8 protein-coding genes are annotated in these 14691 nt (G+C 66.7%); 2 read left to right on the forward strand and 6 right to left on the reverse strand.

Features of this window, described 5'->3' with window-relative positions:
* Positions 1 to 247 precede the first annotated feature (247 nt).
* Positions 248 to 1117 carry an alpha/beta hydrolase family protein gene (locus ACODSP_RS27680; protein ID WP_488968732.1) on the reverse strand — a complete coding sequence of 290 codons (870 nt, stop codon included), beginning with the start codon at positions 1115 to 1117 and terminating at the stop codon, positions 248 to 250.
* Between the two features lie 162 nt (positions 1118 to 1279).
* Between ACODSP_RS27680 and ACODSP_RS27685 the strand changes: the two genes are divergently transcribed.
* Together ACODSP_RS27685 and ACODSP_RS27690 are read left to right on the forward strand one after the other, a co-directional pair.
* On the forward strand, positions 1280 to 5185 hold the full coding sequence (locus ACODSP_RS27685) for a S8 family serine peptidase (protein ID WP_488968733.1): 3906 nt from the start codon (positions 1280 to 1282) through the stop codon (positions 5183 to 5185).
* Between the two features lie 164 nt (positions 5186 to 5349).
* Positions 5350 to 6381: a LacI family DNA-binding transcriptional regulator gene (locus ACODSP_RS27690; RefSeq protein WP_488968734.1), complete on the forward strand. Its 1032-nt coding sequence runs from the start codon at positions 5350 to 5352 to the stop codon at positions 6379 to 6381.
* A 181-nt stretch (positions 6382 to 6562) separates the two neighbouring features.
* Here ACODSP_RS27690 and ACODSP_RS27695 read toward each other — a convergent pair whose 3' ends face one another.
* From ACODSP_RS27695 to ACODSP_RS27715, 5 genes are all read right to left on the reverse strand, one after another.
* Complete coding sequence (locus tag ACODSP_RS27695; RefSeq protein WP_054169963.1) at positions 6563 to 7009, reverse strand: Crp/Fnr family transcriptional regulator; 447 nt, start codon at positions 7007 to 7009, stop codon at positions 6563 to 6565.
* Positions 7010 to 7072: 63 nt separating this feature from the next.
* Positions 7073 to 9016 carry a CHASE2 domain-containing protein gene (locus tag ACODSP_RS27700; protein WP_488968735.1) on the reverse strand — a complete coding sequence of 648 codons (1944 nt, stop codon included), beginning with the start codon at positions 9014 to 9016 and terminating at the stop codon, positions 7073 to 7075.
* 172 nt (positions 9017 to 9188) lie between these two features.
* The gene (locus ACODSP_RS27705) at positions 9189 to 9869 is read right to left on the reverse strand and encodes a hypothetical protein (protein WP_488968736.1); all 681 of its coding nucleotides are present in this window, start codon (positions 9867 to 9869) and stop codon (positions 9189 to 9191) included.
* A 3-nt stretch (positions 9870 to 9872) separates the two neighbouring features.
* The gene (locus tag ACODSP_RS27710) at positions 9873 to 12851 is read right to left on the reverse strand and encodes a CHAT domain-containing protein (protein WP_488968737.1); all 2979 of its coding nucleotides are present in this window, start codon (positions 12849 to 12851) and stop codon (positions 9873 to 9875) included.
* Positions 12851 to 14691: MBG domain-containing protein (locus ACODSP_RS27715; protein ID WP_488968738.1), on the reverse strand; the 1841-nt coding region annotated here is incomplete at its 5' end. The genes ACODSP_RS27715 and ACODSP_RS27710, both read right to left, overlap by 1 nt.

The following is a 14691-nucleotide window of genomic DNA, read 5'->3' on the forward strand; positions in this document are numbered from 1 at the left end:
CAGATTCTCACATCGACGCCATCTTGTGAATCCTTTGTCAGCGTCATTGCACTAGTGTGACCGAAGCTTATCAGGTTTAGACGGATCAAGTTGGTATTACCTCAACCGTCATCCCCGCGAAAGCGGGGACCCAGCGTCAAGGCGCGGTCAGCGCCGATATGAGTCATGTCGCAGCTATCGCTGCTTACGCTGGGTTCCCGCTTTCGCGGGAATGACATGAGGGGTGTTTCAAAACTCTGACATACCCTCACACCCCCGCCACCAGCGGCCACGCCGCCTTGCACCGTTCGGAGAACAGGCGCAGATGGCCGATGGTCTTCACCCCCACATCCTGTGGGTCCACCACCAGATGGCTGATGGTGGCGGCGGGGAAGAAGGCGGCATGGTCGCGCACAACCGGCGGCGGGATCATGGGGTCGTCGGCCACGGCGATCAGGCGCACCTCCCCCGTCATGCGGGTCAGGTCCGGCTGCGGCAGGGCGCGGCCCCAATCGGCACGGTAGAAGCCCCGCGTGGTGCACCAGCGCCGCCATTGCCAGAAGGCGCGCGCCGGCAGATCCGCCCCCTGCCCCAGGATGCGGCCCGGCAGATAGCCCAGCAGCAGCGTCGCCACCGGCCCCAACACGAACCAGAAGGCCGCCGCCTTGCCGATATAATTCAGGGGATGCCGGGTCCAGTGTGAGGGGCCGGTGGCCACCGTCGTCAGGCGCCGCACCCGGTCAGCTCTTTCATGGAACGGCAACCCCATGCCACCCAGCGAATGCCCCACCACCTCCAGCGGCAGCCCCTCATATCGCGCCGCCAGCCAGTCCAGGGCTGCCGCCTGATCGGTCACGGCCCAGTCGCCCATATCCGACCGCGCCGCCCGCACCGGTCCCCGCGCCGACTGCCCGCAATCCCGATAATCATAGATCAGCACCGCCGCCTGCCGCGCGCCGGCCAGCCAGGCTGCGAACTTCGCATAATAATCGCGCGGCACACCCGTCGCCCCATGCAGCACGATGGCCAGCACCGGCTCCCCGTCCGGCAGGAACAGGCGGCCCGCCAAGGTCCAGCCATCGGCAGTGGCAAGGGTGACTTGCTGCTCGGCCTGCAGGGCGCTCACGGGATCGCTCATTTCCACCATCCGGGGTTTGAAGGGTGGATTATAACGAACGGTCGTTCTTATATCAATCCCGACAGATTGTTACCCACAAAGCGTAATATCATTGCGGCTCCACTTGACCATGCGACAGTCCCACCGCCATAAATATCGTCAGGGGCGATATGGGGCGCGGATATGCAAATCAATGGGACGCCGGCGGACGACATTCTCACCGGCGGTGACGGCAACGATACGATCAATGGCGGCCCCGGCAATGATACGCTGCGCGGTGGTGCCGGGGCCGATATCTTCCGGCTGCTGACCGGCGAAGGCCAGGACCTGATCCTGGATTTCAATCCCGCCCAGGACAGGTTGGATCTGGGCGGCGTCTATAACGGCCAGAATGTCGGTCTGTCGACCGACCGGGCCGGCAACACCGTGGTCAGCCTTTTTGCGCTGACGCCCGACCAGTCGCATTTCACCCTGGCGGGGGTGGGGCGGGATCAGTGGCTGGACCTGCGCGATGCCGATGGCAGGCGGCTGCTGCGTCCGGCGGACGATGATTACGGCGATACATTTGCCACCGCCCCCTTCCTTGGCGACGGGCTGGCCGGCATCATCGACCGGGCCGGTGATATTGATGTGATGCAGTTGCAGGCGCTGAACGGCACGCATTACCGCATCGCCCTGACAGGTGGCATTGCCGGCACCGCCCCTGTTGCCGAACTGATCAGTTTTGATGGCGCCGTCGTGGCGCGGACGCAGGCGCAGGATGTCGACAATGTCCTTGTCTACCGCGCCACCACCAGCCAGCCCCTCTATCTGAAGGTCCAGGGCGGCGGTACATTCACGGGCCAGTACCGGGTCAGCGTGATGGATGTGCAGGCCCCCGCCGACAGTGTCGGCGACAGCGCGGCCAGCGCCCGCAGCCTGACCATCGGCCAGAATTTCAGCTCCATCCTGGAACGGCGCGGGGATGAGGACTGGTTCGCGGTACAGCTGACGGGCGGCACCCGCTACAGCTTCCGCATGAGCGGGGATGAAAGCACGCAGCCCAAGATCCCGGTATCCGATCCACTGTTACGGCTGGTCGATGCCGGTGGGCGGGAGATCGCCTATGATGATGACGGCGGCGATGACGGCAATGCCCACCTGATCTTCACACCGCAAAGCACCGGCACCTATTATCTGGTGGCCCAATCCGCCTGGATCATGGATATCGGCTTCTATCAGGTCTCCGCCGACCTGGCCCTGGCCGATGATTTTGCGGCCTCGATATCGGGCGCAGGCGCACTGTCCGTCAATGGATCGGTGCGGGGCATCATCGATCAGGGGGGCGATCAGGATTGGTTCGCCATCGATCTGCTGGCCGGGCGTTCCTATGTCTTCGACCTGCTGACACGCCGGGATGGTAGCCAGCGGCTGGAAAATCCGGCCCTTTCCCTGCTGGATGGCACTGGCGGCACGCTGCTGACGGGCAGCGCCGGCCCCGGCCAATCCCACATCGCCTTCACCCCCACCACCAGCGGGCGCTTCTACCTGTCGGCGGCGGGTGCCGATACGGCCGCCACGGGCGGCTACACCCTGTCCACCATAGGCTTGTCCCCCACCGCGTCCGGCAGCAAGGCGACGGCCAGCACCAGCCTTCCCACCGACCCGCTATTCACGCAGCAATGGCATCTGGGGGACAAGGGCCTGAATGTCACCCCCGTCTGGGCCGACTATACGGGCCGGGGCGTCCGGGTGGGTATCCTGGATCAGGGGATCGACCGCAATCACCCCGATCTGGACGATAATCAACGCATCGACCTGTCGATCAATGCCGACACCGGCCTTCCCGGCGGGGTGCCCGTGCGGGCACAGGATAATCATGGCACCGCCGTGGCCGGCGTCATCGCGGCGGAGCGCAACGAAATTGGCGGCGTCGGCGTGGCCTATAATGCCGACCTTGTCTCCATCTACAGCCGGTTGAGCAGTTCGTCCACCACCCTGGATACGGTTCTCGCCGCCGCCTTCACCCATGCGCTGGGCAAGGTGGACGTACTGAACAACAGCTGGGGCCTGGGCAACGCTTTTCAGTATTCCCCCGACAGCGCCTTTATTGATGATTTCGGTACCACCATGACGGCCAGTGGCGCCGCCCTGCGCCGGCTGGTGGCCGAAGGCCGCGAGGGCTTGGGCACCGTGGTGGTGCAATCCGCCGGCAATAGCGGGGAATTCGGCGATAACGGCAATCTGCATAATTTCCAGAACAGCCGCTTCACCATCGCCGTCGCCGCCACCAACAATCAGGGCTCTATCGCCGGCTTCTCGACACCGGGCACATCGGTGCTGGTGGCGGCCCCCGGCGTCGAAATCGTGACCACCGACCGGGCCGGCAGCGTCGGGTATGAGACGGGCGACAGCACGACCAAATCCGGCACCAGCTTCGCCGCCCCCGGCATTTCCGGTGTGGTGGCGCTGATGCTGGAGGCCAATCCGGACCTGGGCTACCGCGATGTGCAGATGATCCTGGCCGCCAGCGGCAATAAACGGTCATACGATTCTGCCATGCCGGGTGTTTTCGGCTGGAACGGCATGAAACTGCTGCACGACACGCAAAAGGGATTCGGCATCGTCGATGCCCGCACCGCCGTGCGTCTGGCGGAAACCTGGCAGGGGCAGCGCACGCTGGCCAACGAACAAAGCCTGACGGCCAGCTACCAGCCCGATATCGGCCTGCCGATCCTGACCAGCGGTGGTTTCAGCACCTCCGCGGTCACGCTCTCCAACAACCTCTCCATCGAACATGTCGAAGTGGACGTGGCGATTAACCATACCTGGATCGGCGACCTGACGATCCAGCTGGTCAGCCCGACCGGTGCCATCGCCACCCTTCTGGAACGCCCCGGATCGGGCCTGATCTCCGTTCACGGCTCATCACAGCAGGATATCCGCTTCACCTTCTCCAGCGCCGCCCTGATGGGGCAGCAGGCGCAGGGCGACTGGACCCTGAAGGTCACCGGCGGCCAGAATGGCAATGTGGGGGAGGTGAAATCCTGGACCCTGCGCGTGTTCGGGGAGGATCGGGGCAATGATGATCTGTTCCTGATCAACGATCTGCTGAACAGCGACAACCGGCTAAACGACCGGCCCGGCGGCGTGGATACCCTGAACGGTGGCGCCCTCACCCGCGCGCTGCTGATCGACCTGGAAACCGGACGCGGTGGCCTGGATGGCAACAGCAATCTCCTGTTCCGGGCGGGGGAGATCGAACGCGCCTATGGCGGCGACGCGAACGACAGCCTGAAGGCCAGCAGCCTGGATACCTATCTCAATGGCGGGCGCGGGGCTGACACGCTGACCGGCGGGTCGGGCTTCGACATTCTGGTCGGCGGGGCGGGTGATGACCGGCTGAACGGCGGCGGCGGCATCGATATCGCCCTGTTCGGGGGCGAACGGTCGGCCTTCACCCTGACGCGGGATGGCGACGGCGTCCTGCTGTCGGGGCCGGATGGGCGGGATTTCCTGACCGGTGTGGAAATCGCCGTCTTCAACCGTGGTGCCCTGTTCCTGGGCGGGGCCGGCGGGTCGCTGTTCAATGAGGCGGGATATCTGGCTGCCAACCCCGACGTGGCCGCGGCAGTACGGGCGGGGCTTTTCGTGTCGGGCCAGTCGCATTACGACGCCTATGGCCGGATTGAGGGGCGGCCCGGCGCCACCGGCTTTACCCTGTTCAACGAAGGCTTCTATCTGGACCGCTATCCCGACATTTCCGCCGCCGTGCGCAATGGCGCACTGGAAAGCGGCTATGCCCATTTCCTGAAATATGGTCAGGCGGAAGGCCGGGCCGCCTCGCTCTATTTCGACACCGCCTATTATCTGGAAAAAAACCCGGACGTGGCTGGGGCCGTGCGGGCGGGTGCCATCGGGGCGCTGGACCATTACCTGACCTATGGTCTGAATGAAGGGCGACAGGCCAGCCCTTATTTCAACGCCCAGGAATATCTGCGCCTCAATCCCGATGTCGCGGCGGCGGGCGTGAATGCCGTGAAACATTTCCTGGCCTATGGTCAGGCCGAGGGGCGGCTGGCCGGCATCGACTGGGACTATTTCGGCTAACAGGGCGCGGACGCGCCCGCCCGGCGTTTAAGGGAACAGATAACGGCGAAAGGGCAACAAAGGTGCCGCGAAGCACCCGTCCTACCCTTTCGCCCGATTGCCAGACGGCATACCCCCTCTATATGGTGCAACCAGGGAACAACCAGGCAGAAGCCGGGATAACGATGCGGGCGAAAAGGCCGACGTCATTTGATATCGCCGAACTGGCGGGCGTCTCACAATCCACGGTCTCGCGCGCCCTGCGCCGGGACAGCATGGTCAGTGAGGATACGCGCCTGAAGGTCGAACAGGCCGCCCGCGCGCTGAACTACAAAGTCGATGTGAATGCCCGCAACCTGCGGTCCCAGCGCACCAACACGCTGGCCCTGCTGCTGTATGAGGATCCGGGCACCTCTGAATCGCTGATCAACCCCTTCTTCCTGTCCATCCTGGGCAGTGTGACCCGAGCCTGTGCCAAGCGCGGCTATGATCTGCTGATCTCGTTTCAGCAATCCTCCAACGACTGGCACGCCGATTACGCGGCGTCCAAGCGGGCGGACGGCATCATCTTTCTGGGATATGGCGATTACACTTCATACCTGGACAAGATATCGTCGCTGGACGAAGCAGGCATTCAGTACATCACCTGGGGGCCCGTTCTGCCCGGACAGCCGGGCCACTTCATCGGGTCGGACAATGTGCAGGGCATGGCCGACGCGGTCAGCCACCTGATCGCCATGGGTCATCGCCGCATAGCTTTCCTGGGCGATATCTCGGAAAACTGCCCCGAATACCGTGACCGGCACCAGGGCTATCTGAAGGCATTGGCCGCTGCCGGCCTGTCCGCCGACCCCGCCCTGCGTCTGGACAGCCAGACCTCCGAAGAGGCGGGCCACGCCGCCGCCATGCGCCTGCTGGGCAGCGGCCAGAACTTCGATGCCGTCGTCGCCGCCTGTGATCTGGTAGCCATCGGCGCCCTGCACGCCCTGCGCGACCGGGGCCTGTCGGTGCCGGGCGATGTCTCGGTGATCGGTTTTGACGATATCCAGGCCGCCAGCTACACCAACCCGCCCTTGACGACGGTGCGTCAGGACACGGTGGCGGCGGGCGAATTGCTGGTGGAAAACCTGCTGCGCCTGATGAACGACCAATTGCTGGACCGCACCATCATCCCGGCGAAACTGGTGGTCAGGGGTTCGACGCGGCGGCGGGGTTGATCCAAACGCTGTTGATTCTTCTCACCTTGCCCCCTCACCCTCCCAAGCCTTGACCGGCTTGGGCCCCTCCCTCTCCCGCAAGCGGGCGAGGGGCGAAAACTTCTTCCCTCGCCCACGAAGGTGGGAGAGGGAGGGGCCCATTGACGCCAGTCAATGGGAGGGTGAGGGATCAACGCCCCCGTCACCCCTCATCCGCCAACGTCTGCGTATCGCTGTTGGGCGCGATTTCGCGGGCCTTGATGGCGCTGACGGCCAAAACCTGACCCATCAGCCCTTCCAGCTGGTCATTGGCGGCGCGCAGGTTGCGGGCCAGGATGCGCACAATGCTGGCCACGAACGGGTCCGCCTCGGTCAGGCGCTGGCGCACCTTCTCGCCGGAAATCACGATCAGGGTCGTATCCTCAACCGCATGGGCACAGGCCGACCGCGTGCCCTCATCGATCAGGGCCATTTCCCCGAACAGGCAGTTCGGCCCGACCTCGGCCAGCACGACCGGATGTTCCGGCTCCCCGCGCCAGATGCGGATGCGACCGGACTGCACCAGATACATATGCTCGCCACGTTCGCCCGTCAGGAACAGCTGCTTGCCGGCCGGCACGAATTTGCGGTTAAGAATGCCCTCGGCCATGACCAGCCCCTTCTGAATGCGATGGCGTGTTATCGGTCCCGCAGCGCCCCCTTGGCAAGCGGATTACTTATCCGACATGACGACCAGATCGTCGCTACCGCCCTTGCCCAGCCGCTCCAGATGCAGGGCCACCGGCCCATCCTCGGGCCGTTCCGCCGCCAGCGCCTGGAACAGGGCCATCGCCTCGGCCTGCCCCGCCGCCATGGCGGCGTAGGCCTGGGTGTAGCGCTGCATGAACCCGCCCGCCGCCTCTTCCCCCGTCAGGGGCTGGAATACCGCAATGGGTTCGGTCTTGCCCTTCAGGACGATGCGCCCGATGGCACGGCGCGGAATGTCGGGGCAGCGTTCCGCCGTCGCCCCGCTCATCGCCACCCGCGTGCCGAAATATTTATTCAGCCCTTCCAGGCGCGCCGCCGTATTCACGGCATCGCCGAGGGCCGTATATTCAAACCGCGCATCCGATCCGAAATTGCCCACGCTGGCCGGACCTGAATGCACACCGATGCGCGTCATGCCGAAGGGCCGCCCCGCCTCCGTCTCCGCGGCCAGAAAACCTTGCGCGAACCGGTCCAGTTCCAGGGCACAAGCCGCCGCACGGGCCGCATGGTCCGCCATGTCGCGCGGCGCCCCGAACAGGGCGAAGACGGCATCGCCGATAAACTTGTCGACGGTGCCGCCATGGGCGAACACCACCTTCACCATGCCGTCCAGATAGCGGTTCATGACATCGGCCAGCGTGGTGGCGTCCATCCCCTCCGATATGGTGGTGAACCCCGCCACATCGGTGAAGACATAGGACATGTCGCGCCGCTTGGGATCGATGGACAGCTTGGACGGGTCCTTCAGGATATCGTCCAGCAGGGCCGGCGACAGATACTTGGCAAAGGCCGCCTGCACGAACCGCTTCTGGTCCCGGTCCCGCCGCCCGCGCCAGATATCGGTCAGCCACAGGCCCAGCATCACCGACAAGGACGGCCCGATTTGCGGCAGCAGGATATTGCCCCTGGCAAAGGCCGGCCCCGCCAGCAGCCAGATACCCGCCACCAGCCCCAGGCCCAGCAGCGCCCGCAGCCACAGCGATATCTCCACCAACCCCAGCACCAGACCCAGCCCCGCCGCGATTAGCCCGACACCAAGCGCCAGCCCCACCCCCTGCGCCGGTGCCACCCTTCCCTCCAGCAGTTGCGACAGGGCATGGGCATGGATGGTGATGCCCGGCAGCACCCCGGCATTACCGGTAAAGGCCGTACGAAACGGCGTGATATGCCGATCGCGATCCGACAGGTCGGCCCCCACCAGCACGATCTTGTCCTTGAACCAGGCGGGTGGCAGCACCGCCACGGCATGGGCCGGGAACTGCCGGAAGGCCGCCGTCTGCGCATCCGGCCGCCCGCGCCAAGCGATGGGTGTCAGCGCGCGCGGCGGGTTCAGGCCCAGATGCGCCGCCAGGGCCGGCACCACACCCGCCTGCCAATGCCCATCCGCCCCGTTCTTGCCGGGAAATATCCAGCGTACCGTGCCGTCCAGATTATCCTTCACCAGATTGGCCCAACCGCGCTTATCTGCCGGCACAAACGCGTTCAGATACGCCACCTGCCCCTCGGTCAGCCCCTCCTCGGCACCGCCATGGCTGACCACCAGGGGGATTTTCAGCGCCCGGATGGCATCGGCCAGCGCCTGATCCTTCTCCGGCTCCGTCGGCTGATCCAGCAGCACGTCCAGCAGCACCGCCCTCGCGCCCTTGGCCTCTACCGCTCGCAGCACGCCCGCCAGAAACGCCCGGTCAACGGGGGAGCGATAGGGGAACCGCGCCAGCGTATCCTCATTGATGGCGACGATGACGATGTCGGGCTGCTGCGGCTGGGCCGGCGTCATCGTCGCCACCCGGTAATCCGCCACCCAATTCTCAATCCCCTGCAGAAACGGCGCGGCCCGCACCAGCAACACCGGCGCCAGCCCCGCCAGCAGCAGGATCGCAGCAAAGGTCAGAAGGCGGCGGATCGGCATGGCTCGCTCCCTCACCCTCCCACCCGCCAACGCGGGCGGGCCCCTCCCTCTCCCGCAAGCGGGCGAGGGGCAAAATTTCCACCCCTCGCCCACGAACGTGGGAGAGGGAGGGGCCCAAGCCTGTCAAGGCTTGGGAGGGTGAGGGCAAATCGCTCAGCCACAGGCACCACCCTCACCCCCCCGCCAGCAACGCCCGCGCCTGCCGGTCGCATTGTTTGGCCGCCATCCAGCCCGCCGCCATTTTCGGCGCCGTCACGCTGGCCGGCAGCATATGGAACGTCACTGCCGACGCCGCCCCGTTCAGTTCGAACAGCAAGGTCCCGCCATCGGCGATGGGCAGTTCCGGCAGGGCAAGCCGCCCCTCCCCCGCCGGCCATTCGGCATTGGCGGTCCAGGCGCGGTCGGCGGGCATCAGGGTCAGGCTAGCGGGCTTGGTCGCATCGGCCCGCCACAGCACCAGTTCCTGCCCCGGCTTCACGCACGCCGCCCCCGACACCGCCGGGTCCACGACCCAGGCCTCGGGCAACGGTCCCGGCGCACCCGCATCGCGCACGGCACCCAGGCTGGTCGTATCGGCCCCGCGTGCCGACAGCAGCCCCGCCAGCTGCTGCGTCGCCCCTTGGCCCGCGCTGGCCGGTGTTCCCTTGAACGGCCCACGCAGGGTCACCTGCGCCCCATCCTCCCCGATCAGGACGACGCGCGCCCCATCGGCCAGGGTCAGCGGCGCCTTGTCATCAATGGTGGCGCCGGGCGCCAGATCGCTGCCCTTGGCCTCCACCACCACCAGGGGTGCCGCCTGGACAGGACCGGCCAGCAGCAGGGCAAGCGCCAGAAGCGGGGCAGAACGAAGCATGGATCAAACTCCTTGACCGGATTGTGGGGCGGCACCGACCAGGGTGAAGGCCGCCCAATTGAAAGGATGCGCCGTCGCGGGATCGGACGCCAGAAGCCTTTGCGCCCGCGCCAGCGCCTGGGCGGCGTCGCCCCCACTGGCGAACAGCCCCGTCATCAGCCGCACCGTCGGTGCCGACGGCACCTGCCAATGGCTGACCAGCAGCGAGCGGGCGCCCGCAAAGAAGAAGCTCTCCGCCAGACCCGACAGCGCCTCACCACCCAACCGCGCATCCCCGCCCGCCGTGTTGCAGGCCGACAGCACCACCAGATCGGCGTTCAGGCGCAAAAGCGCGATATCGGACGCGGTCAGCAACCCGTCATCGGCGGCACTGGCCGGCGGACGGTCCGGCGGGGCCAGCGCCAGCCCCGGCTGCGCCTGACAGCGCAACTCACCGGGCAGCAACCCGTGCGTGGCGAAATAGACGATGCGGTACTGGTCCAGCCCCGCCCCGCGCACCGCCGCCTTAGTCACCGACGGCCCCGTGATCAGGTCGCCCGACGCTGCCCCCAGCCGCCCGCCAATGGCCCTTATCTCGTCCGCTGTTTCCGGCAAGGGGGCCAGGGCGCGTAGTAGCGTGGGGTCCAGCGGCGCATCGGTGCGGCATTCCTCGCCCAGCGCCTTCAACCCACCCGCTTGCCCGCCCTGAAACGGCGGCGCGGCAAAGCCGATAAAAGGTTTGGCCGCCGCCGGGCGCACCTGTCCGGCGTTCAGCGCCAGGAAGGAAGGCACCGACGGCACCACCGACAGGGCCATATCCCGCACCATCCAGGCCGCCTTGGCATAATCGCGACCCACCGCCTTTTCCCGCACCAGCAGGGAAGGCGGCAGGCTGGACAGGGCGGCAGAGGGCACCAGCACCAGATGCTTCACCCCCGCCAGCACCTCCCCCGCCCCGCCGAACAGCCGGACATAGAGATCATGCGACAGGTCCAGGTCAAACGGCGGCAGCACACCCGCACGCGGCGTGATGGACCGGCGCAGCTCCCCCACCTTCTCCTGCAAATCGGCACGCGTGGCCGTAACCGGATATGCCAGGATACCGGATTTGGTGAGAATGAACCCATAGGACCCGCTGGCCGCAAAGGCAAACTGCACCAGCGCCTGCCCCTCCCCCAGCCGTGCCGACAGGGCGGTGGCAGTGACGGGGGCCGGCTTGGTCAGCCGTGCATAATCGGGAAAGGCGGCCTGCAACTGCCGCTCCAGCCCCTGGGCGTCTGCCGTCGATGCCTGCAACTGCTTTAACAGATCGGCTTCACGCGCCTTGTCCCGCTGCGCATCGGGCTTCGCGGTTTCCGCCGCCGCCTCGATCCGCAACCGGTCACGGTTGCGTACCGCATCCTGCTGTCGGCGGATCAGGTCGGCAACCGCGGGGTCGCTGCTGGCGAAACGGGCGGCGGCCCGCGTGATGGTCTGACCCACCACGCCTTCGCGCACCATCTGCAGGGCCGCAAACATCTCCGCATGCAGGGCCGCGCGCTGGCCTGCATCCGCCTGCCCCTGCCGGTACAGCACATCCAGGAACGGGGCCAGCCGGTCCAAGGGCAATTGCCCGCGTTCGGTATCCAGCGCCGCCAGCATGGACAGCGCCTCGCGGTAAATGGCCAGCGCTTCGGCATCCATGCCGGCCTGGGCATAGACACGGCCCAGCTCCAGCATGCTGGACGCCACGGGCCAGCCCGCCCCGAACAGCTGCTTGTTGGACCCCACGGCCTTGGACATCAGGGCGGCACCACCCGCCGCATCGCCCTTGCCAGCCTTGGCCAGCCCCTGGATGCCCAGGATGCGCGCATGCCACCAGGGCGGCAGGCCGCGCGTGCGGCTGAACAGGTTGGCCGCCTCCATGGTCGCCGCCTCGGCCAGCCCATATTGCTGCAACCGCAACGACACGGTCGCCTCCAGCAGCAGCGAATGGATCAGGTCGCCCCTGGCCGCCACCAGACTGCCCAGAACGGCGCGATTGGCCCCGCCGCCCGCCTGTTCCTCCAGATCATCGACGATGGCGCGGCGGATGGCGCTGCTGTCCCGGCCCAGCGACAGGGCACGCCGCGCATCACCACTATTGGCGGCATGGAACGCCATGTAACTGCCCAACCGCGCCCGCGCTGCCTTGTCGAAACTCTTCTGCAACAGCGCATCGGCGCGGCGGAACAGGGCGTCCGCCTCCGGCCCCCGTCCCTGGTTCGACACTTCCAGGGCCAGCGCCATCAGTGTGTCACCCGCCCCCGGACTGTCGGCGCCCAGCGCCTTGCCCTGGATGTCCAGCGCCCGGCGATAGGCGGCCTCCGCCCCTGCATAATCCTCCACGGAATTGGACAGGCGCCCCACCTCCGCCAATCGCTCAAAACTGTTCAGATCCCCTCGCCCGAACCGCAGCGCCTCATCCCCCAATGCGGCGCGCAGCAGGGCTGTCACATCTGCCCCATTCGTGACCGGTCGCGCCTCCAGCAGTCTTGGCGCGTCCATCAGCAGGCTTGCGACGGCGGGAATGCCATCGGCCTGCACCATCCGCCGCCCGTCGACTTGCGTCACCCCGACATAGGGCCAGCCCCCCTCGCGCAGCTGGCACTGGGCCAGCAGCCCCGCCCCGCCCCGCAACGGTTGCGCAGCCTGGCAAATGGCCTTCTGCGCCAGGCTGCCGGCCCAGGCGGTGCGGTTCGCCTCCACCGCCAATTGCCGGGCCCGCGCCTCTGGCCCCTCGGGCAGCGGATCATACAGGTCGGTGACCGCGATGGACCCGCTGGCCTGTTCCCAATCCCCGCAATAAAGCGCGAAGGCCTTGCCCTCGGCGGCTTCCATGGGGATGGCGCGGCATTCCTCGCCAATGGCATTGCGGCCCAGGGGGATTGGCCCCTCAGGCCCTTTGGTTGCCGCCACCGGCCCTTTGCCCGCACAGGCGGACAGCAGCAGCAGGGACAGGATCGCAAGCGGCAGCCGGCCCATCACCACACCCGTCCCAGGTTGGGGAATTGCTGTTCCAGGCCCGGCGTGCCGTCCGGCGTCTCACCGGGCAGGCGGCGCTGCTGCGACAGCAGGCCGGGGATCATCTCCTCCGCCGCGCTGTCATCATCCGCCGCCGACCCGCTGGCCGATTGCACGCTCTGGTTCACCGCCGCCAGCGCCGCCGACCCGCCATCGCCGGCTGGCGTCGGGGCGGCGGCCACCGGGGCCGGCGGCGGCGTCACAACGGGGCTCGCCACCGCCGCGGGGGCCGCGACCACGGGCACCACCGGGGCCGTCACCGGCTTGGTAATGGTCGTCACGGGTACGGCTTCGGCCACGACAGGCGGCAGAACACCGCCACCGGTCACGGTCAGCAGACCGTCAACATAGGTGATCTGGTAATTGCCATTGCCGATACCGTCGGCATTGATGGCATAGGTGCCGGCGGGCGACGCCGCATCGGCCAGCGTCTGGAACCGCAGCCCCGTCAGCACCGCCGCCCCATCGCCATTCACCAAGCCCTGGAAGCGCGCGGTAAAGACCGGGTTCCCCGCCCCCGCCTGTCGCGTGGCATTATCGACCAGCACCGATAGCGGCGCTGGCGTTATGACGAAATCGGCACCGGTGAAGCTGACCCGATAATTGCCATTGGCCGTCAGGCTGCCCTGGGTAATGGCATAGCGTCCGGCATTGCCGCCGCCGGCCCGCACCAACCCGCCGCTCAGAACACCCGCCGCACTGTCATCCCGCTTCAATCCCGACACCGCAAAGGTCAGGGCCGGATCGTTGGCACCATACATCCGGGACACGGCATTGGCGGCCACGGTCAGCAGGGCCGGGTTGATCACCATCTGCGCGCCCGTGAAGGACAGGGTATAGTTCCGCGACGTCAGACCCAGGCTGCCCTGGTTGATGGCATAGGTCCCAGCATCCTCCCCCGCCGCCCGACCGAGGCTGCCCGACAGCACCGTCCCCGCGCTGTCCCCGCGCTTCAGGCCGGAAACGGCATAGGTCAGTGTCGGGTCACCATCGCCATAGGTGCGCGTCACCATGGCCGCCGCCACCGAGAGGTTGGCCGGGCTGATGGTCAGGGTGCCGGGGGTGAAGCTGATGGTATAGTTCGGACTGATGCTGACCAGACTGCCCTGATTGATGGCGTAACTGCCGACATCCTCGCCGCCCGCCCGGCTCAAGGCACCGGCCAACACCTTGTCCAGACTGTCCTTGCCGCGCAGGCCTGTGGCCGCATAGGTCAGGGCTGGATCGGCATCGCCATAGATCTTGGACAGGTTGGCCGCCACCACGGCCAGGGTCAGGTTGGCGGGCCGGATCGCGAAATCCGCGCCCGTAAAGCTCAGCGTATAGTTGGCATTGGCCGTCAGGCTGCCTTTAGCGATGGCATAGGTGCCGACATCCTCTCCCGCCGCCCGGCCCAACGCCCCCGACAGGGCCGATGCCGCACTGTCCCCGCGCTTCAGGCCATTGACGGTAAAGGTCAGCGCCGGGTCCTCATCCATGTAAATCCGGCTGACGGCATTGGCTGTGACCGACAGGGCCGCTGGCGTGATGGTCAGGGTGCCGCCATTGAAGCTCAGCGTGTAATTGGCCCCCGCCGACAGGCTGCCCTGTTCCACCGCATAGGTGCCAGCATTCTCCCCCGCTGCGCGTTTGATCTCCCCGGTCAGGCTGTCGCCCGCCACCAGGCCGGCGGCTGTGAAACCCAGGGCCGGATCGGCATCACCATAGATCTTGGTCCCCGACCCCGCCGTCACGGTCAGGGCGGCAGGCGTGATGGTCAGCGTCCCACCCGTGAAGCTCAGCGTATAGTTCGCCCCCGCCG

Source organism: Niveispirillum sp. FG156 (genome assembly GCF_057809555.1).